14 protein-coding genes and 1 pseudogene are annotated in these 21,179 nt (G+C 60.4%); 11 read left to right on the forward strand and 4 right to left on the reverse strand.

What is annotated here, in order from left to right:
• Positions 1 to 140: 140 nt before the first annotated feature.
• Positions 141 to 554: a carboxymuconolactone decarboxylase family protein gene (locus N2601_RS12355; RefSeq protein WP_104824113.1), complete on the forward strand. Its 414-nt coding sequence runs from the start codon at positions 141 to 143 to the stop codon at positions 552 to 554.
• A 63-nt stretch (positions 555 to 617) separates the two neighbouring features.
• Here N2601_RS12355 and N2601_RS12360 read toward each other — a convergent pair whose 3' ends face one another.
• Positions 618 to 1,010, reverse strand: coding sequence for a hypothetical protein (locus N2601_RS12360; protein WP_104824114.1), 393 nt, complete (start codon positions 1,008 to 1,010; stop codon positions 618 to 620).
• 343 nt (positions 1,011 to 1,353) lie between these two features.
• On the opposite strand from N2601_RS12360, the gene N2601_RS12365 reads away from it, so the two are divergent.
• The 4 genes and pseudogenes from N2601_RS12365 to N2601_RS12380 all read left to right on the forward strand — a co-directional run bounded on the left by N2601_RS12365 (position 1,354) and on the right by N2601_RS12380 (position 4,756).
• Positions 1,354 to 1,845 carry a cupin domain-containing protein gene (locus N2601_RS12365; protein ID WP_104824115.1) on the forward strand — a complete coding sequence of 164 codons (492 nt, stop codon included), beginning with the start codon at positions 1,354 to 1,356 and terminating at the stop codon, positions 1,843 to 1,845.
• Between the two features lie 213 nt (positions 1,846 to 2,058).
• Positions 2,059 to 2,903: pseudogene (locus tag N2601_RS12370) on the forward strand (MetQ/NlpA family lipoprotein).
• A 121-nt stretch (positions 2,904 to 3,024) separates the two neighbouring features.
• Positions 3,025 to 4,110, forward strand: coding sequence for a methionine ABC transporter ATP-binding protein (locus tag N2601_RS12375; RefSeq protein WP_104824117.1), 1,086 nt, complete (start codon positions 3,025 to 3,027; stop codon positions 4,108 to 4,110).
• Entirely contained in the window at positions 4,100 to 4,756 is a 657-nt protein-coding gene (locus N2601_RS12380) for a methionine ABC transporter permease (RefSeq protein ID WP_104824118.1), read from the forward strand. The genes N2601_RS12375 and N2601_RS12380 overlap by 11 nt, the downstream gene beginning before the upstream one ends.
• Before the next feature lie 155 nt (positions 4,757 to 4,911).
• Here N2601_RS12380 and N2601_RS12385 read toward each other — a convergent pair whose 3' ends face one another.
• From N2601_RS12385 to N2601_RS12395, 3 genes are all read right to left on the reverse strand, one after another.
• Positions 4,912 to 5,943 (reverse strand): hydroxyacid dehydrogenase, encoded by a 1,032-nt coding sequence (locus N2601_RS12385; RefSeq protein WP_104824119.1) that lies wholly within the window; start codon positions 5,941 to 5,943, stop codon positions 4,912 to 4,914.
• A 56-nt stretch (positions 5,944 to 5,999) separates the two neighbouring features.
• Positions 6,000 to 6,695 carry a DNA-3-methyladenine glycosylase I gene (locus tag N2601_RS12390; RefSeq protein WP_104824120.1) on the reverse strand — a complete coding sequence of 232 codons (696 nt, stop codon included), beginning with the start codon at positions 6,693 to 6,695 and terminating at the stop codon, positions 6,000 to 6,002.
• 132 nt (positions 6,696 to 6,827) lie between these two features.
• Positions 6,828 to 8,030 (reverse strand): multidrug effflux MFS transporter, encoded by a 1,203-nt coding sequence (locus N2601_RS12395; RefSeq protein WP_104824121.1) that lies wholly within the window; start codon positions 8,028 to 8,030, stop codon positions 6,828 to 6,830.
• Between the two features lie 321 nt (positions 8,031 to 8,351).
• On the opposite strand from N2601_RS12395, the gene N2601_RS12400 reads away from it, so the two are divergent.
• The 6 genes from N2601_RS12400 to N2601_RS12425 all read left to right on the forward strand — a co-directional run bounded on the left by N2601_RS12400 (position 8,352) and on the right by N2601_RS12425 (position 20,390).
• Positions 8,352 to 9,020: a TetR/AcrR family transcriptional regulator gene (locus N2601_RS12400; RefSeq protein WP_104825188.1), complete on the forward strand. Its 669-nt coding sequence runs from the start codon at positions 8,352 to 8,354 to the stop codon at positions 9,018 to 9,020.
• A gap of 141 nt (positions 9,021 to 9,161) precedes the next feature.
• A complete protein-coding gene (locus N2601_RS12405; RefSeq protein ID WP_104824122.1) occupies positions 9,162 to 9,422 on the forward strand; it encodes a DUF982 domain-containing protein in 261 nt (86 codons plus the stop codon).
• A 114-nt stretch (positions 9,423 to 9,536) separates the two neighbouring features.
• On the forward strand, positions 9,537 to 9,779 hold the full coding sequence (locus N2601_RS12410; RefSeq protein ID WP_104824123.1) for a DUF982 domain-containing protein: 243 nt from the start codon (positions 9,537 to 9,539) through the stop codon (positions 9,777 to 9,779).
• 478 nt (positions 9,780 to 10,257) lie between these two features.
• Positions 10,258 to 16,716, forward strand: a complete 6,459-nt coding sequence (locus N2601_RS12415) for a beta strand repeat-containing protein (protein WP_260303110.1) — start codon at positions 10,258 to 10,260, stop codon at positions 16,714 to 16,716.
• Positions 16,717 to 17,051: 335 nt separating this feature from the next.
• Entirely contained in the window at positions 17,052 to 19,100 is a 2,049-nt protein-coding gene (locus N2601_RS12420; RefSeq protein WP_104824124.1) for an O-linked N-acetylglucosamine transferase, SPINDLY family protein, read from the forward strand.
• A gap of 39 nt (positions 19,101 to 19,139) precedes the next feature.
• Entirely contained in the window at positions 19,140 to 20,390 is a 1,251-nt protein-coding gene (locus N2601_RS12425) for a hypothetical protein (protein WP_104824125.1), read from the forward strand.
• The last annotated feature ends 789 nt before the right edge of the window (positions 20,391 to 21,179 follow it).

Consider the following 21,179-nt stretch of genomic DNA (forward strand, 5'->3'; position numbering starts at 1 on the left):
TATGTGAATAGTATTTTCACATATGGATGATTTTTGCAAATGAAAAGAGTTGCCGCGATCACGCGATCCTTCAGCGAAGCCCACGCGAAAATGCGCTATAGCGTTCGCATCCATGCGGATTGTTGGAAGGAGATTTGGGAATGACGACAGTCAAATTGCTCGACGATGCGGAAGCCGAGGCGATCCCGGCGGTGAAGGCCGTTTTCGATGACATCCGCGCCGTCAGAAAATCCGATTTCGTCAATAATTTCTGGCGTGGCCTCGCCAATGATCCGGCATTATTGAAGCGTACCTGGGAGGGGCTTAAGGCGGTGATGATGGCGGACGGCGCACTCGATCCGCTGGTTCGCGAGATGATCTATATCGCCGTGTCCACCGCCAACGGCTGCACCTACTGCGTTCATTCCCATACCGCCGCCGCCAGGGCAAAGGGCATGACAGACGCACAGCATGGCGAATTGCTGGCCGTCATCGGCCTTGCCGGACAGACGAACCATCTGGTGACGGCAATGCAGATCCCCGTCGATCCGGAATTTGACGTCAGCCGCCGCTGATATCGCATAAAAGAACCCGCTGGCGCGAACCAGCGGGTTCCCCAATAAATCATGCGCCGTTTCTTACCGGTCTGACTGTTCCGCCGCCTGAGTCTCGGCAGCAACAACGGCGGCGACATCGACACCATTGTTGACGACCAGAAGACGCTTGCGAACGAGAACGCCCATGACCCGGGCAGCGGTCGAAAAGGTCATTGTATCGAGAGGACCTTCGCCCTCCCAGGGCTTGGTCAACCGTTCGGTGACGGCCGAAACGATGTTGTTGGGCACGATATCGGTGCATTCACGCATGGCTTCGAAAACGACGCTCACGGGAACGACCTTCCCTTCGAACATCACGATCGGTTCAGTGACTTCTGTGTCCCATTCCTCGAAAGCATAGAGCGCTTCCCTGAAGAGCTGCTGCAAAGTAATGGGGGCATGACCCTCATGAAGGGGCGGCAAGGCATTGCTCATGTCTGTCTCCTTTCAAGTGGAAGTCCGGCGCATAATTTGAAAAACTATCCGGTCTCTCGCGGAGAGGCCTACGCGCTGCTTCTGAATCTGGCGCGCCCCGAACGCATTTGATCGGACGAGCGGCGCGGCAAACCATTTTCCGACCGGCGCAACGCGGGATAACACGAAATGTTCCCACCGGTCATTTAACTTGATAGAGTCTATAGATTAATCTCGACTTGAAAAGCCTCTTTCGAAAGTTTCTGTGATTCCCTATATTTTTGAAGGGTTTCGCCATAGGCTGGCAGAATACTTCACCTTTGGAAGAGGCTCGACTCGCCTCTTCCGTAGCGAAAGGACAGCCATGAGCAACGATCATGGACACGATCACGGCCACCACCACGAACCTGTCGATTGGCGCGAACATGGTGTCAAGATCATCCCCGGAAATGCGCTCGATCCGAATACGGCGCAGACGCCGGGCATGAACCGGGCCACCGCTATCAATCATGCCCGCGCGGGCGCCGAGAAGATCTGGGCCGGAACGGTGACGATCCACGCCAACGCCAAGACCGGCGCCCATCATCACGGCGATCTCGAAAGCATCATCTATGTCGTCAAGGGCAAGGCGCGGATGCGTTGGGGCGAAAACCTGGAATTCGTCGCCGAAGCCGGCCCCGGCGACTTCATCTACGTGCCGCCCTTCGTGCCGCATCAGGAGATCAACGCCAGCCGCGACGAAACGCTGGAATGCGTGCTTGTCCGCTCCGGACAGGAGCCCGTCGTCGTCAATCTCGATATCGAACCGGTGGAAAAGCCGGAAGAAGTGCTCTGGAAAGATCCAATCCACCGCTGATTTGCACAATTTCGATGCAGTTGGAATCGTCGTGGCACAAAAATCGACTATCTCTATAGAAAATTAGTTCTAGATCTGCGGTGCGCCAAAAAGAGTTTTTCAGAAGTGCGGCGCACAACAAATGATCCTGCTTCGCGTGACCCACAACCGTCTGAGATGATCCATACGGTCAACGAGACAATGGCGTCTCAATCACATGGAACAGGATTTCCCATGACGAAAAAGTCTTCTGAAGGTCTCGCTGCCTTGCGCTTCTCGCGCCGGACCGGCCTTGCGGCTCTCATTGCCTCCGCTGTCGCCGTTTTCGGCCTGACGGCAGCCGCCCCCTCCTTTGCCGCCGACAAGACGATCAAGGTCGGCATCATGAGCGGCGAAGATGAAGATGTCTGGCGCGTGGTCACTGCGGAAGCCGCCAAGAAGGGCCTGAAGATCGAAACCGTGGCCTTCAACGACTATACCCAGCCAAACGAAGCGCTGGAGCGCGGCGAGGTCGATGCCAATGCCTTCCAGCACAAGCCTTATCTCGACAACCAGATCAAGCAACACGGCTATCATATCGTCCGCGTCGGCTATACCGGCGTCTGGCCCATCGGCCTCTACACCAAGAAATACAAGGCGGTTGCCGACCTGCCGAAGGGCGCGGTCATCGGCGTGCCGAACGATCCGTCCAACGAGGGCCGCGCTTTGCGCGTGCTGCAGAATGAGGGCGTCATCAAGCTCAAGGACGGCACCGGCATTCTCGCCACCACCGCCGACATCGTCGAGAACCCGAAAAATGTCGAAATCAAGGAGCTCGACGCCGGCATCGTCGGTCGCTCGATCGACGATCTCGACGCCGCCGTCGTCAACACCGACTGGGCGCTGAAGAGCGGGCTTTCGCCGAAGGACCGCATTGCACAAGAGCCGATCGACGGCAATCCCTATCGCAACTTCATCGCCGTCAAGCAGGGTAGCGAAAGCGAGGCCTGGGTGAAGACGCTGGTCGCCTCCTATCAGAACGATAGGTCAAGACCGAGTTCGACAAGGTCTACAAAGGCACCGGCCTCAGCGCCTACTAACACCAATTCGGCGCCGGGGGCAGCGCTGAGCACCAAGGCGGCTGGGGCATTTTTTGCTCGGGCCGCCTTCGGTGTTCCAGGATATCAATGCCCGACGACGCAAAGCCGAAAGAAGATTGATATGAATTCCTTCGTTTCCGCCACTGCCATCAAAGGACATGCCCCGCCCGGCACGTCGCAGGGCGATGAGATCGTCCGCCTCGTTGATGTCAGGCGCCGGTTTGGCACGAACCCTGCGCTCGACGGTATTTCGCTCACGGCCCGCCGTGGCGAGATCGTCGGCATCATCGGCCGCAGCGGTGCCGGCAAGTCAACGCTGATCCGCTGCCTGAACGGGCTGGAACGTGCCGACAGCGGCGAAATCCATATCGAAGGACGCAATATCGTCGGCCTGTCGGAAAACGAACTGCAGCCGCTGCGCCGCCGCATCGGCATGATTTTCCAGCATTTCAATCTGCTTTCGGCAAAGACCGTCGAAGACAATGTCGCCCTTCCACTGAAGATCGAAGGTATCGCCAAGGCGGAGCGGCTGGCGCGTGCCCGCGAGTTGCTCGAACTCGTCGGTCTTGCCGACAAGGCGAAGGCCTATCCCTCGGCTCTCTCTGGCGGGCAGAAGCAGCGCGTCGGCATCGCCCGGGCACTGGCCGCCCGCCCCGCCCTTCTCCTTTCCGACGAAGCGACCTCCGCCCTCGATCCCGAGACGACACGCTCGATCCTGACGCTGCTGAAGGATATCAACCGCAAGCTTGGCCTGACGATCCTGCTCATCACCCACGAGATGGAAGTGGTGCGCGCGATTGCCGATCGTGTGGCCGTCATCGATGCGGGCCGCATCGTTGAGAAAGGCCCGGTCTGGCAGATTTTCGCCAATCCGCAGACTGAGATCACCGCAAGCCTGCTCAGCACCATCCGCCCGCAGCTTCCGGAACATATCGCCGAGCGACTGTCGCAGGCACCGGGCACCGAGGCGATTTTAAGCGTCGATCTCGCCGGCCCGGCCGCGCAGGGCGCGCTCTTCGCCGAGCTTTCGGCAGCGCTGCCGCATTCCTTCCGCCTGGTGCATGGCGGCATCGACCATATTCAGAACCAGCCCGTCGCCCGCTTCTTCATCGCCGTGCCGACCCGCGACGCAACGCTGCCGGCGCAGGTGACTGATTTTCTGACGGCTCGGTCCGCCCGGGTGGAGGTTTTAGGCTATGACAACTGACATCATCCTCGGCCTGCTCTGGCGCTCCTTCTGGGAAACGATCTGGATGACCGGAGCATCCGGCCTGATCTCGCTCGTCATCGGCCTGCCGCTCGGCCTCGCGCTGGTCGTCACGGGCCATGACGGCATCGCCGAACAGCTCACCGTCAACCGCATCCTCGCGGCGTTGGTCAACGGCTTCCGCGCCGTGCCTTTCATCATCCTGTTGATCGCATTGATCCCTCTGACGCGGCTGCTCGTCGGCACCGCGCTTGGCACGACTGCGGCAATCGTGCCGCTTACCATCGCGGCGATACCCTATTACGCCCGCATCGCCGAAGTTTCGCTGCGCGAGGTCGATCGCGGCCTGATCGATGCCGTACGCGCCATGGGTGGCAACCGCTGGACCATCATCCGGGAAGTGCTGGTGCCGGAAGCACTGCCCGGGATTGTCGCAGGCTTTACGGTGACGCTGGTCACCCTAATCGGCGCCTCGGCCATGGCCGGCACCATCGGCGGCGGCGGCCTCGGCGACCTCGCGATCCGCTACGGCTACCAGCGCTTTGAGACCGGCGTAATGATCGCCGTCGTCATCGTGCTGATCATCCTCGTCTGCGGCATGCAATGGCTCGGCGACCGCCTGATCGCAAAGCTCGATCATCGTTGATACTCATCGGTCAAATCCGATGACGGAATGCGGCTGCCGGATGGTTCGACGGCAGCCGCCCATCAGCTTGGATGAACAACTTCTCCTGCAACGTCGCCGGCTCATAGGCGTCGGCGCAAATTCACCCGCTGCCGTCTGCATGGCAACCTGCAACTTCAGTTTCGAGTGACCGGCTTCGAGCGCATCCGTGACACCGTTTCGCGCTCCGCCCGCTTGCAGCGCATCGGCGGCAGGCCCCGGTCCATCAGGTCCATATCTTCCAGCACCATGTCGCCCATTTTCTTGAAGGCGCTGTCGAGGGCACCGGCGCGATGCGCCGAGCGGATGAAGCCTTTGAGGCCGCGCACCGGATGATCCTTGCCAAGCGGCTCCTCCGGATAGACATCGCTCGCCGCAACGATATGGCCGGAGGCGACCGCAGCCATCAATGCGTCGAAATCCACGACATCGGCGCGGCTAAGCAGGATGAAGGCCGCGCCCTTGCGCATACGTGCAAAAGCTTCTGCGCCGAGGAAGCCCTTGTTTTCGCTGGTGACGGAGGCGACGACGAAAACGAAATCGCTGCCCGAAAGCACCTCGTCGAGGCTGGCCGGCTGGACGCCGTGTTCCCTGAGGATCGACGGCGGCATCCAGGGATCGAACACCCTGATCGTCGCGCGAAAGCCCGACAGCACCCGGTTCAGCGCCTTGCCGAGATCACCGAACCCGACGATACCGATATCGCTGCCAGAGAGCAGACGGGCCTTGGCATTGCCGTCACCGCCCCAAAGCTCTCTGCCCTCGCGAAAATCGAGATCGGCGTCGACGATGCCGCGCGCCAGGCTGAGCGCAAATCCAAGCCCGATCTCCGCCACCGGCTCGGCGAAGACTTGTCCGGTGGTAACGACATGGATGCCGCGCTCGAACAGCACATCATAGGGCATGTTGTTGATGAGATTGCTTTCGACATTCAAAATGCAGCGCAGGCGCGGCATGCGGTCGAGCGTATCCTTCGAAAGCGGCGGCTGGCCGATGATATAGCGCGCCTCGCCGAGTACGTCGTCGCCAAGCCCAGCAATATTCTCCGGATCAGCCTCGACGATCCGGTATTTCGAATGAAGGAGCGACAGCGCATCCTTGGTGAAGATGAGCTCAAGCGAACGCGGCTCAGGCGCACTGATGGCCAAAGGCCTGTTGTCGGTCGACATAGAAGTCTCTCCCTATTCCCAAAGACGATCCAATATCATCCGACCAGCCAAATCAATCAGAGCTCTTCCTCTTCCCCCGGCATGCCCACAGAGAAGGCGCAGATGCGCGAGAGATAGGTTTGCGGCAGGCCCGTTTCGGCGCCCCAGGCATTGAACTGATCCTGGATCAGGCGCAGCTCCTTCTTGGCCGGCTTCGGCTCCGAGATCGGCAGGCCGGAAAGACGCAGGCAGACGAGTACATCGTGGCTCATGACGAAACTATCGCGCCCGATGGCGCGCAGGAAATATTGGCCGCTCATGCCCCCAAGCCGGTTGGCGCGCTTATCGAGCACGGCGAGCAAGCCGATATGATCTTCCACCGGCCAATCGGCAAAGAAGCGCCCGGCGCTGCCATGCTCCTCGGCAAGTTGGCGAATGAAATGGGCATTGTCCCGCACGGACATGATCTTGGCGCCGTTGCGCACGATGCGCGCGTCGGAGGTCAGATCATGCCAGTAGTCGTCGGGTGCGAGGTTGAGGAAAGCCGGGTCGAAGCCGGAGAAAGCCGCCTCGAAACCCGGCCATTTGGAATCAATGACATTGCGCACGAAGCCGGCATAGAAGACGTAGCGCGTCATTTCCGACAGCAACCTGTCGTCCGGCATGGCGCGCAAGGCATCGTGATCGGGCACTTTTGGCATGAGTGCCTTCAGAGCTTCCGCCCCACCCTTGCGCTTTTGCGCCCGCTCCAGAATTTCCGTGAAGCTGCCCACCTTTCTCTCCCCTTCGATGACCGCTCAAAGTCTTTTACGATCTTGTGCTTGCGCGCAAGATGATGCGCGACAGCCGGAACGCAAAAGGCCGGGGCAAAGCCCGGCCTTTTGAACCCACGTGGGAGATAGTCGCTATTCCGCGGCCGCTTCCGCAGCCGGCCGGCGGGCGATAGTCGCCTGCGTCAGCAGGAGTGCGGCGACGGCGCAGAGTGCGACGCAGCCGACCATGGGCAGCGCCGAGCCATCGAAAAACAGTCCGGCAATGATCATCGCGACGGCGGCGGCAGCAAACTGCAGCGTGCCCATCAGCGCCGAGGCCGTACCGGCAATCTCGCCATGATCTTCCAACGCCAGCACGCCCGTCGTGGGAATGACCAGACCCAGAAAACCGAAACCGATAAAGAGAAACACGATGAGAACCGGCAACTGGTTGAAGCCGAGGCTCATGACCACCGCCAGCAGTGCCGTGGTCGTGGCAAAAGCGGTAACCGCGACGCGCATCACCCGCACCAGACCGAAACGCTCGCCGAGCCAGCCGGTGAGCTGCGACACCGAGAAGAAGGAGACGGCGTTGATCGAGAAAGCAAAGCTGTATTGCGTCGGCGTCAGGCCGTAATGGTCGATCAGCACGAAGGGCGAATTGGCGAGGTAGACGAGAAAGCTCGATATGCCGAGGCCGCCAATAAAGGTGAGCGTCAGGAAATTGCGGTCACCGAGCAACAGGCGATAGGCCGCCATCGCGCTGCGAAGGCCGCTTTGCGAGCGCTCTGCTTTCGCCCGGGTCTCCTCGAGTTGGGTAGACAGCAGGATCAGCCCCATCACCGCCGCGATCGTCACCGCCCAGAACACGCCGCGCCAACCGTAGAAGGCGATGACGGCACTGCCCGTCAGCGGCGCGAGGATCGGCGAAATGCTGAAGACGAGCATCAGCAGCGACATCAGCCGCGCCGCCTGAACGCCAGTATGCATGTCGCGCACGACGGCGCGCGGCACCACCATGCCGGCCGCGCCGCCGATGCCCTGCAGGAAGCGGAAAGCGATCAGCGTCTCGATATTGCCCGCCGTGGCCGCACCTATGCTCGCCACTGCGAACAGGCCGATGCCGAGATAAAGTGGCGCCTTGCGTCCCCACATGTCCGAAAGCGGCCCATAGAGCAATTGAAAGACGGCGAAGGGAATGAAGAAGAACAACAGGCTCAACTGAACGACACTGTTCTCCGCCGCAAGATCCTTGCCGATCGATGGCAAAGCGGGAAGATACATGTCGATCGCGAAGGGACCGATGGCCGAAAGCAGGCCAAGGATGATCGCATAGCGAAGGAAAGACGTCGTCATGATGATGATCTTTCAGAAAATTTGAGCGTGAAGACCGGATTGCCTTCGCGCCGCGTCTCCCGCAGGAGACGTTGAAAACAAAATGCTGCATCCGCCAATCGAGCCCGACAAAGGCTCAACTGCCTTTTCTTCGAAGAGCAAACCACCCGAAAATCGACGGAATGCTCAACGAATTCTTGGGTTGGGTTTTAAGAACGCCGCACGGTCTTGGGAGGAAAGCGCGGGCCTGAGATACGCTTAACAATCATGTCCATCGTTTTGGACATTATTGTAAAAATAGACACTATTGTCCAAATCGTCAATACGGATTATCTTGATCCCATGAAAAGCCGAAGCACCGCCGCCTCGCAGGCAAAGACCGTAAGACCCACCCAATGCCTGAAGCGTATTTCCATCCTCGACGCTGCGGCGGAAGTTTTTTGTCGCGAGGGTTTTTCCGGCGCGAGCATCGACGAGATCGCCGAGGAAGCCTGCGTCTCCCGGCAGACCATTTACAATCACTACCGTGAGAAAGAGGCATTGTTCATCGCCGTCATCGCTGACGTGAGCGGGCGCGCCAATACGGCTCTGTTCTCCGCGCTGGCCGCCTTCCCTGACAGACCGGAAAACCTTCGGGAGGATCTGATCGCCTTCGCTGTCGATATCAACAATAATTGTCTTTATAATCAGGACGGAAAATTCTTGCGTAAGCTCGTCCAGTCCGAAGGCCCCCGCTATCCGCACCTTTTCGAAGCCTGGCGCGAACACGGCCCTTGCAGGATCGGCAAGGCATTGGGCGCCATCTTCGCCCGCCTCCACCACCAGGGCCTCCTTAACATTCCCGACTGCGACCTCGCCGCTCGCCAATTCAGCGCGCTGATCAACGCCGACCTGCAGATGACCACACTCTTTGGTCAAACGCCGACGGAGGCAGAGATTCGGGGATCGGCGGAACAAGCCGTAGATATGTTTTTGCGGGGGTACGGAGTTCGGGCAGAAGCCGGACTCTGAGCCCTGAGTCTACAGCGTTTCTCAAGCCCTTTTTACAACGATCGCAGCGCCTCAAACGCGCGCCAGACACCTTATCTAATTTTGCTTGTGCCCTTGCCATCCGCAGCGTTAACGTGAGTGCGTGGGGTCGGAGCTTGTACGATGAGCAATAGACATTGGAATTTCCCGGTGATGGTCATCTGCAAGCGAACGGGGAAAATCTATACCGTTGGCACCACGAAAGAGGCATTGGACATGCTGCTGAATGCATGGCCCGTTGCCGAAGGCAAGGCGTTCATGATGGCCCTGCAGATATGTGCGGATGTTGAAAGCGGGATCAGGCAGCCGCTGGACGCGCGCAACAGCTTCGTCGCCGCGGCCAGGGAAGCTGGCGTACCGATCGAAGCCACAATGGTCGAATAAGTCGCCTGCGTCCCCCGATCCTCCTCTCGCGCCTTGGCTTCGTGCCGCTGTCCGCAACAATGCTTGGAACGAAACCGTCGCTATCCCGTTTTAAAATGCCAAACGAGGAGCGCGATGTTTCAAACCGCCTGGAGAAAGCCTGTCGTCGTACGCCTGCCGAAAAATATCCGCATCATCCGGACGGCAGCCGAGGCCACGGATTGCTTGACCGCGGATTGGCCGGTACGCCACGGAAACGCCTACGAGGCGGCCTTGCGCGCCTGCATTGATTGTTTCGAAGGCTATACGACCGCGAACGAAACCCGCGTGGCTTTCGTCGCCGCCTGTCGCGAGGCGAATGCTCTGATAAGCGCGTGATACCGAAAGGCCGCCTTCGAGGTGCGAACAAGTATTGGGCTAAATCCGTTGCTGGAAAAAACCTGAGCTTGCCGGTCGTTAATTCAAAATTAAAAGCAACCGAATAAAAGCGTTCTTGGGTCGCTAGAATTCTGCTGAAAAACGCGATTCGCCCATGAGTAAACGACAGATCTGGGCGAACCGGAATTTGCAGGCAGGACGTCAGCGTCCAATGGCGTAGGGATCAGGGCCATGCATGGCTCTGGAAGCATGATGCCCTTCCAACGCGCCGGCTCGTCCGAGCCATGTTCCGTGTAACTTCATTCTCTTCCGACAGGACGCCCGAATTGTCGACGCCGGTATTGGTGTCTGATTACGAGGGTAAGCTGCCAGCAAACGTGCGCCCGGGGGCGCCGTAAAAGGACTTTGCTGGTCTTCGCGCGCGGCCGACGGCAGAGGAATGATACTCGCAGTCAGCTAACACACTAGGGGCGCGTCCATGACTTCAGTTATTTCTTCTCTGAGCATCAATCAGATTAAAGCTCTTACCACCTCAACGATTAAGCAGTTGACGACCGACGACGTCGCGGCACTGAGCACCACCCAGATCAAGGCGCTAAGCTCGACGCAGATTTCCGCTTTTGAAACGCAGGATATCTCCACCTTCACCTCCACGCAGATGGGCGCCGTATCGACGAGCGCCATTCTCGGTTTGAGCCTAGACCAACTGGCAGTTCTCTCCACGACCCAGTTGGGTGGCCTTTCCGGCGAGCAGGTCGCCGCGCTTACCACAGCCGATGTTGCAGGCCTCTCCACCGATCAGACCAAGGGTCTGACCACCACCCAAGTTGCGGCTCTCACCTCGAAGCAGGTTGCAGTCCTCTCCACTGACGACGTTGCTGCTCTCTCCACCGATCAGATCGGTGTCCTGAAGACCGCACAGGTCGCAGCCCTCAAGTCCACGCAGATCGCAGCCCTCTCCACGGATCAGGCTGCCGCGCTGAGCTCGACCCAGATCGCAGCCCTGACGGCCTCCGAAGTTGGCGCCCTTTCCACTGCTGACCTCGCAACCTTCTCCACCGACGAAGTCGCAGCCCTCTCCACCGCAGCCCTCTCCGGCCTGACCACCGATCAGGTCGCAGCGCTCTCTACGGATCAGGTTGCTGCTCTCAAGACCACCCAGATCGCCAAGCTCAGCACCAGCCAGATTGGCGCACTCTCCACCGACCAGGCCAAGGTTCTGACCACTGACCAGGTTGCCTCTCTGAGCTCGACCCAGATTGGTGCGCTTTCCACCGATGACGTCGCCGTCCTCTCCACCACTCAGATTGGTGCGCTGAAGACCGCGCAGATCGCAGCCCTCAAGTCCTCGCAGATCGCAGCCCTCTCCACGGATCAGGCGGCCGCTCTGAGCTCGACCCAGGTCGCAGCCCTGACGGCCTCCGAAGTTGGCGCCCTTTCCACGGCTGACCTCGCAACCTTCTCCACTGACGAGATCGCGGCAATCAACACCGCAGCTCTGTCGGGCCTGTCCTCCGATAAGGTCGCAGCGCTCTCCACCGATCAGGTTGCCGCTCTGAAGACCAGCCAGATCGCTAAGCTCAGCACCAGCCAGATCGCTGCGCTCTCCACTGACCAGGCGAAGGTCCTGACCACCGACCAGATCGGCGCTCTGACAAGCTCGCAGATCGGCGCCCTCTCCACTGACGATGTTGCCGCTCTCTCCACCGCTCAGATCGGTGTCCTGAAGACTGCACAGATCGCTGCTCTCAAGTCCTCGCAGATCGCAGCTCTCTCCACCGACCAGGCTGCCGCTCTGAGCTCGACCCAGGTCGCAGCCCTGACGGCCTCCGAAGTTGGCGCCCTCTCCACAGCTGATCTCGCAACCTTCTCCACCGACGAAATCGCAGCAATCAGCACCGCGGCCATCTCCGGCCTGACGTCCGATAAGGTCGCAGCGCTCTCCACCGATCAGGTGGCTGCTCTGAAGACCAGCCAGATCGCTAAGCTGAGCACCACCCAGATCGGCGCTCTTTCGACCGACCAGGCCAAGGCTCTGACCACTGACCAGGTTGCCTCTCTGAGCTCGACGCAGATCGGTGCGCTCTCCACCGACGACGTCGCCGTCCTCTCTACCGCTCAGATCGGTGCGCTGAAGACCGCTCAGGTCGCCGCTCTCAAGTCCTCGCAGATCGCAGCCCTGTCTACAGACCAAGCTGCCGCTCTGACGAGCTCGCAAGTCGCTGCCCTGACAGCTACTGAAGTTGGCGCCCTCTCCACCGCTGACCTCGCAACCTTCTCCACCGACGAGATCGCAGCCCTCTCGACCGCAGCCCTCTCCGGCCTGTCCTCTGAAAAGGTTGCCGCCCTCTCCACCGATCAGGTGGCCGCTCTGAAGACCAGCCAGATCGCCAAGCTGAGCACCACCCAGATCGGCGCTCTTTCGACCGACCAGGCTAAGGTTCTGACCACCGACCAGGTCGCGGCTCTGTCCTCGACCCAGATCGCCGCTCTCTCCACCGACGACGTCGCTGTCCTCTCCACCGCCCAGATCGGTGCGCTGAAGACCGCTCAGGTCGCAGCCCTCAAGTCCTCGCAGATCGCAGCTCTCTCCACGGACCAGGCTGCTGCTCTGACGAGCTCGCAGATCGGTGCCCTGACGGCCTCCGAAGTTGGCGCACTTTCCACCGCTGACCTCGCAACCTTCTCCACCGACGAGATCGCAGCTCTCTCGACCGCAGCCCTCTCCGGCCTGTCCTCTGAAAAGGTTGCAGCGCTCTCCACCGACCAGGTTGCTGCTCTGAAGACCAGCCAGATCGCCAAGCTCAGCACCAGCCAGATCGGCGCGCTTTCGACCGACCAGGCCAAGGTTCTCACCACCGACCAGGTCGCCGCTCTGAGCTCGACCCAGATTGGTGCGCTCTCCACCGACGACGTGGCTGTCCTCACCACCGCCCAGATTGGTGCGCTGAAGACCGCACAGGTCGCAGCTCTCAAGTCCTCGCAGATCGCAGCACTCTCCACCGACCAGGCCGCCGCTCTGACGAGTTCGCAAATCGGTGCCCTGACGGCCTCCGAAGTTGGCGCACTTTCCACCGCCGACCTCGCAACCTTCTCCACCGACGAAATCGCAGCAATCAGCACCGCGGCCATCTCCGGCCTGACGTCCGAAAAGGTTGCAGCACTCTCCACGGATCAGGTTGCCGCTCTGAAGACCAGCCAGATCGCCAAGCTCAGCACCAGCCAGATCGGCGCACTCTCCACCGATCAGGCTAAGGTTCTGACCACCGACCAGGTCGCGGCTCTGTCCTCGACCCAGATCGGTGCGCTCTCCACCGACGACGTCGCCGCTCTCTCCACCGCTCAGATCGGTGTCCTGAAGACTGGCCAGGTCGCCGCGCTGAGCTCTTCGCAGATCGCCGCCCTCTCGACCGACCAGGCTGCCGCTCTGAGCTCGACCCAGATCGCAGCCCTGTCGGCAACCGAAGTTGGCGCCCTTTCCACCGCTGACCTCGCAACCTTCTCGACCGACGAGATTGCAGCCCTCTCGACCGCAGCCCTCTCCGGCCTGTCCTCCGAAAAGGTTGCAGCGCTGTCCACGGATCAGGTGGCCGCTCTCAAGACCAGCCAGATCGCCAAGCTCAGCACGAGCCAGATCGGCGCACTCTCCACTGACCAGGCGAAGGTCCTGACCACTGACCAGGTCGCCGCTCTGAGCTCGACCCAGATTGGTGCGCTCTCCACCGACGACGTCGCGGTCCTCTCCACTGCCCAGATTGGTGCGCTGAAGACTGCACAGGTCGCCGCTCTGAAGTCCTCGCAGATCGCAGCTCTCTCCACCGATCAGGCTGCCGCTCTGAGCTCGACGCAGGTCGCAGCCCTGACGGCAACCGAAGTTGGTGCACTTTCCACCGCTGACCTGGCGACCTTCTCCACAGATGAGATCGCAGCTCTCTCGACCGCAGCTCTGTCGGGCCTGACTTCTGAAAAGGTCGCAGCGCTCTCCACCGATCAGGTTGCGGCTCTGAAGACCAGCCAGATCGCTAAGCTTAGCACCACTCAGATCGGCGCTCTTTCGACCGACCAGGCCAAGGTTCTGACCACCGAACAGGTCGCGGCTCTGACAAGCTCGCAGATCGGTGCACTCTCCACCGACGACGTCGCCGTCCTCTCCACCGCTCAGATCGGTGTCCTGACGACCGGCCAAGTCGCCGCCCTGAAGTCTTCGCAGATCGCAGCCCTGTCTACTGATCAGGCTGCCGCTCTGACGAGCTCGCAGATCGGTGCCCTGACAGCGACCGAAGTTGGCGCTCTCTCCACCGCCGACCTCGCAACCTTCTCCACCGACGAGATTGCAGCCCTCTCGACTGCAGCCCTCTCCGGCCTGTCCTCTGAAAAGGTTGCTGCTCTCTCCACGGATCAGATTGCTGCTCTCAAGACCACCCAGATCGCCAAGCTGAGCACCAGCCAGATCGGCGCTCTCTCCACCGACCAGGCTAAGGTTCTGACCACCGACCAGGTCGCGGCTCTGTCCTCGACCCAGATCGGTGCGCTCTCGACCGACGACGTCGCCGTCCTCTCCACCGCTCAGATTGGTGTGCTGAAGACTGGCCAGGTCGCCGCGCTGAGCTCTTCGCAGATCGCCGCCCTCTCCACGGATCAGGCTGCCGCTCTGAGCTCGACGCAGGTCGCAGCCCTGACGGCAACCGAAGTTGGCGCCCTTTCCACCGCCGACCTCGCAACCTTCTCGACCGACGAGATCGCAGCGATCAGCACTGCAGCCCTCTCCGGTCTCTCCTCCGAAAAGGTTGCAGCGCTCTCCACGGATCAGGTTGCCGCTCTGAAGACCAGCCAGATCGCCAAGTTGAGCACCAGCCAGATCGGCGCGCTCTCCACCGACCAGGCCAAGGTTCTGACCACCGACCAGGTCGCTGCTCTGACCTCGACCCAGATCGGTGCGCTCTCAACCGATGACGTCGCCGCCCTCTCTACCGCTCAGATCGGTGTCCTGACGACCGGCCAAGTCGCCGCCCTGAAGTCCTCGCAGATCGAAGCCCTGTCTACTGATCAGGCTGCCGCTCTGACGAGCTCGCAGATCGGTGCCCTGACAGCGACCGAAGTTGGCGCTCTCTCCACCGCCGACCTCGCAACCTTCTCCACCGACGAGATTGCAGCCCTCTCGACTGCAGCCCTCTCCGGCCTGTCCTCTGAAAAGGTTGCTGCTCTCTCCACGGATCAGGTTGCTGCTCTCAAGACCACCCAGATCGCCAAGCTGAGCACCAGCCAGATCGGCGCTCTCTCCACCGACCAGGCTAAGGTTCTGACCACCGACCAGGTCGCGGCTCTGTCCTCGACCCAGATCGGTGCGCTCTCGACCGACGACGTCGCCGTCCTCTCCACCGCTCAGATTGGTGTGCTGAAGACTGGCCAGGTCGCCGCGCTGAGCTCTTCGCAGATCGCCGCCCTCTCCACGGATCAGGCTGCCGCTCTGAGCTCGACCCAGGTCGCAGCCCTGTCGGCAACCGAAGTTGGCGCCCTTTCCACCGCCGACCTCGCAACCTTCTCGACCGACGAGATCGCAGCGATCAGCACTGCAGCCCTCTCCGGTCTCTCCTCCGAAAAGGTTGCAGCGCTCTCCACGGATCAGGTTGCCGCTCTGAAGACCAGCCAGATCGCCAAGTTGAGCACCAGCCAGATCGGCGCGCTCTCCACCGACCAGGCCAAGGTTCTGACCACCGATCAGGTTGCCGCTCTGAGCTCGACCCAGATCGCAGCCTTGTCCACCGACGATGTTGCGGCTCTGTCCACCACTCAGATCGGTGTCCTGAAGACTGCACAGGTCGCCGCTCTGAAGTCCTCGCAGATCGCAGCCCTCTCCACGGATCAGGCTGCCGCTCTGACGAGCTCGCAGATCGGTGCCCTGACGGCCTCCGAAGTCGGCGCCCTCTCCACCGCCGACCTCGCAACCTTCTCCACCGACGAGATTGCAGCGATCAGCACCTCGGCTCTGTCGGGCCTGACATCCGATAAGGTTGCAGCGCTCTCGACTGACCAAGTGGCCGCTCTGACCACCGGTCAGATCGCCAAGCTGAGCACCAGCCAGATCGGCGCTCTTTCGACCGACCAGGCCAAGGTTCTGACCACCGACCAGGTCAGCGCTCTGACAAGCTCGCAGATCGGTGCGCTCTCCACCGACGACGTCGCCGCTCTCTCCACCGCTCAAATCGGTGTGCTGAAGACTGGCCAGGTCGCCGCCCTGAGCTCCTCGCAGATCGAAGCCCTCTCCACGGATCAGGCTGCCGCTCTGAGCTCGACGCAAATCGGTGCCCTGTCGGCAACCGAAGTCGGCGCGCTCTCTACCGCCGACCTCGCGACCTTCTCGACGGACGAGATCGCAGCGATCAGCACTGCAGCCCTCTCCGGTCTCTCCTCCGAAAAGGTTGCAGCGCTCTCCACGGATCAGGTGGCCGCTCTGAAGACCAGCCAGATCGCCAAGTTGAGCACCAGCCAGATCGGCGCGCTCTCCACCGATCAGGCTAAGGTTCTGACCACCGACCAAGTTGCGGCTCTGTCCTCGACCCAGATCGGTGCGCTCTCCACCGATGACGTCGCCGCTCTGTCCACCACTCAGATCGGTGTCCTGAAGACCACGCAGGTCGCCGCCTTGAGCTCTTCGCAGATCGAAGCGCTCTCCACCGATCAGGTCGCCGCTCTGACGAGCTCGCAGATCGGTGCTCTGACGGCAACCGAAGTCGGCGCTCTCTCCACCGCCGACATCGCAACCTTCTCCACCGACGAGATTGCGGCGATCAGCACGGCGGGTCTGGGCGGACTGTCCACCGATGACATCGCTTCGCTCTCCAGCGCCCAGCTCTATGCCCTCACCACGACACAGGTGCAGGCACTAGATGAAGGACAAGTCGCGGCGGTCATCTCTGCCTACGCGGCCTACAACTAAAATCTGACGGATTGCGGCGCGGTTTCACCCGCGCCGCAAAAGACCTCGGCGCCGCGCGAGAAATTGCGCGGCGCTATTCTTTTGCGAGACACTCCGAGAATCCGGGTTCGTTTGCGATTCGACCGTCATGACGGCGAGCGGCAGAGCGGCACAGCGGCCGCCACTCCCCATTTTTTAACCGTTCGCCACTCTCATGGCCGGAAAACACTACGCTCCCTGCCCTGTGCCTCCTTCAGAAAACAATCAGTCCGACGCAAGCTAGCTGCACTAGAAGGGATGACGCTTTCGCTCGTCAGTTTCCCTCGGCCGCAAGGCCGCCTTGCCGCAGGATGTCCATGACCGTCAATATTGCACCTGTCTCGACCCAAGCCTCGCCGCTCGTCAGCGCATCGGAGAGGGCTCGGAATCAGCAATTGCCGCTTGCCGAGCTATTTCAGATCGCTGAAGTTTTAGGTCGCATAGGCAAACAGTCGCAGGCGGTCGAACTCTACAAGACCTGGATCGCATTCAACGACGCTAACCCCCTGCTGCATCTCGCTTATTTCAATTATGCGGTCGCCGCCAACCAAACTGGCGATGCCGCCGCGGCGATCCACGCGCTTCGCGCCTGTTTAAAGCTGTCTCCAGAGTTCGGACCAGCGCACATCAACCTCGGCCGCCTTCTGGAAGACAGCGGCCTGACCGGCCGGGCCGTCGAACAATGGCGAGACTTCGCAAAAGCGACCGCCGAGATCACGGCCGACAAGATTGGCTATCGCCTGATGGCGCTCCAGCACATTGGCCGCGTTCTCGAAGCCGGCGGCTTGCTGGAAGAGGCGGAAGCAGCTTTATGGCAAGCGATCGAGCTGCAGCCCAGCAAGACCGAGGCAGGCCAGCATTGGACGTCGTTGCGCCAGCACCAGTGCAAGTGGCCGACTCTGATCACGTCCGAACATGTCTCGGCCCGGCACTTGCTGGATGCAATGTCGCCCTTGATCCTCGGCTGCTATAGCGACGATCCCCTATTCCAGCTCGGCAAGGCCTATCGCTATCACAAATCGCTGATCGGCCGGCCCGATCTCCGTGACTTCCCACGCCTTCCGCCGAAACAGAAATCGGGGACCGGAGAGCGTTTGCGCGTCGGCTACGTCTCATCGGATCTGCGCGACCATGCGGTCGGTTTTGCGCTCAGGGAAGTGCTGGAGCTGCATGACAAGAGCAGCGTCGAGGTTTTCGCCTATTACTGCGGCGAGCCGCGCTCTAACGACGCGACGCAAACGCGGATCAAGAACGCGGTGGATTGCTGGCGGGAAATCTCCACGCTCAGCGATATCGACGCAGCAAAGCAAATCCGTGCTGACGAGATCGACATTCTCGTCGACGTCAACGGCTACACCAAGCATGCGCGGGCGAAGATCTTCGCCTACCGGCCTGCGCCGGTCATCGTCAATTTCTGCGGCTATCCCGGCACGACAGCCAGCCCGTTTCATCAATACGTCATCGCGGACGAGCACATCATCCCGCCGGAGAATGAAATCTACTATACGGAAAAGGTGCTGCGGATTGCCTGCAACCAGCCCATCGACCGCAAACGGCTGATCGCCGCACGGCCGACCCGCGCGGAAGCCGGCCTGCCGGCGGACGCCTTCGTCTACGCTTGCCTCAACGGGATGCAGAAGATCACCGCCAACTGCTTTGCGCGCTGGATGCAGATCCTTTCTGCGACACCCGGCAGCGTGCTGTGGCTGCTTGCGGAGGCCCCGGATGTCAACGAGCGCCTGCGCCAGTTGGCCGCGCAAGCCGGCGTGGCGCCCGAGCGCCTCATTTTCGCGTCCAAGGCGGCCAATCCGAACCATCTTGCGCGAATGGCATTGGCCGATCTCTTCCTGGACACCTTCCCCTATGGGGCACACTCCACCGCGGCGGACGCGATCACCGTCGGGCTGCCGGTCCTGACTATGCCCGGAAAAAGCTTTGCCTCGCGTTTCTGCAGCAGCATCGTCGCAGCCGCCGGCGTTCCGGAACTGATCTGCAGCGGGCCGGAGGATTATGTAAGCCGGGCCATCGCCTTCGCGCAGGACCGCGAGAGCCTGACCGCGATCAGGGACTCCTTGCAGCGCCAGCGCGAGACCAGCGCGCTACGTGATATTCCAGGCCTCGCACGGCGCCTCGAATACCTGTTTTGGCAGATGCAGGGCGAAATCGAGCGCGGAGAAACGCCGGCGCCGGACATGCGCAATCTTGATGTCTACTACGAGGTCGGCGCCGAAATCGTTCTGGAGAATATCGAATTCGAGGACGATCAAGCCTACCGGCGCCGCTATCTCGAGAAACTGGCCCAATGGAACGATTACGCGCCGCTTGCGCACGACAGCCGTCTACTGAGAGAGCCGGAATCACTTTGAAGTTGAATTGCGGCAACGGCTGCAAGCGAAGAGGATATTATGACTCCTGTTATTCTTGTGACATTCGCCGGGCGGCAAAAGCGAATGGAGATTCTGACCAAATACATCCGCAAGGCCATCAATGATGGCATCATTGATGAATGGCACATATGGGATTTCACGCGCTCCTCTGAAGATAACGAGTGGGTCACGCGCGAATTCGGCCCGGCGCGATATATGGGGTCCGAAGCGCCGTACCAGTTGAAGGGAGCGGTCACGCCCCGCTCCTCCTTCCGTGCGAATGCCAAGATAGACCACGATCTACATATCGCCGTTCTTCCGAATGGTGACGATGATAATTGCTTCGAAATTGTCGTCGGTGGCTGGCAGAACACGCATTCCGCTCTTCGCAGCGTCAAGCGCAGCGAACTGAATAACTTTGGGAGCCGGGGTGAAACAACGACCATCTGGAGCAAATCGACACCCAGCGTTCTTTCGCCAAGCCTGCCGAACCAGGTCGTGCTCAGCATCGACTCGGCGGGTGCTCCCTCACTTCAGGTCAATGGCGTGACGATCGGCAAGTGGCCTGAGCTGAACCTGGGCTCCGGCGCATCGGTGATGGTGCGCGGCGGATGGGGCGCCGATTTGGAACTTTGCGATATAAATGCCCCCGTACGACGCTACGTCGGGAACCCAAATGAAAAACTGCCCTATTGGCAGGCCTATGACTACTACGCGAAGCGGCTGGAGAGGTTTTCCAGCGCGGTATTTCTGAAGTGTGACGATGACATCGTCTATCTGGACATAGAAAAACTCAATGAATTCATCGAGTTTAGAAGGGCCAACCCGAATTACTTCGTCGTCTCCGCAAATGTCGTGAACAACGGCGTATGCGCCTATTGGCAGCAACAAGGGGGCGGACTTCCCGATGACCTCGGTCATTTCGAGCGCCCGCCTGGAGGGTTCGGTGGAAGCCTGTGGCAAAGCGCCGAGCGCGCAACCCGGCTTCACGATTACTTCCTGGAAAAGGACGAGAAGCATCTGCCTTTGCCGAACAAGGTCATCGAATGGACGGAGCGCCAGTCGATTAACTTCATATCCTGGCTCGGAAAAGACCTCCTGCATATGGCTCTTCCGAAAGGCGACGATGAATATGCGCTGACGGTCGACCTGCCGACTTTCCTCGATCGGCCCACCGCGATCTATGCGGATTTTACCGTCAGCCACCTCAGCTTCGGACCGCAGGAACACGGGCTGGACGTGGATCGCTTGATCAACGCCTATGATGCCCTGAGCTCTTCCCGACTTTAGTCCGCCCGACGCTGGAAGCTCAGGCATCCCTCGACCGATACAGGTGCGCGTTTCGTCTTGACTCGCGCCCGTACGGTGTCGGCCGTGCTTCTGCGCACCAGTCTAGCGAATATTCATAACGGCAAAGACGAACGACCCAGCGGTAACGCAGACTGCGAGTGTCACGTAGTAATCCATATTGCACCCCCTTTCCGCACCAACGCGGTCAAGGAGTCATAATGGTCACAAAAAAGACGCAAGAAAGAACGCTTCGCGCACTTTTTCTGTCGCCTGGACTCATGCCGTTATCGTGAAGCGTTTCGGAGATCGTCATCGCCTAAAGCAATTCCAGGAAAATGCGCAGCGGCTTTCGGTCCGGAAATTACGAGAATAAAGAGATAGAACGGTTGTGCGATTCCGTGAAAAGCTGAACCGCTCTACCGAAGTTGGAAGTTATTCCAATGCGAAGCTTTTGCCTTGGCAATAATCAGTCGACCCTCGCGGACGGCGGCAAATAGAGCAAAAATTGCTGCGATTGTTATTAGATCCCAAAGCATCGCTGGCCTCATAATTCCTGATAAAAGCGGCCGGGCTCCGGCAACCGTCGCCGCGGGACGTCTCATAGCTTCAAGGCGACATTGCGTTCGGGGGACGGCACAATCGCGGCAATATGTGAGGACACGCGAGACTCGCTGACCGCTGCCAATGACGCCGCGCAAGACCTATCAGCGTCCCGTCGTCGTTGCCCAAAGGCTGGCTGACGGGCTTATGCCCTCTTGGAGAGCTTGTCTTTCCACGTCTATCATTGTT

Source organism: Rhizobium sp. CB3060 (genome assembly GCF_025200735.1).
Taxonomy (GTDB): domain Bacteria; phylum Pseudomonadota; class Alphaproteobacteria; order Rhizobiales; family Rhizobiaceae; genus Rhizobium.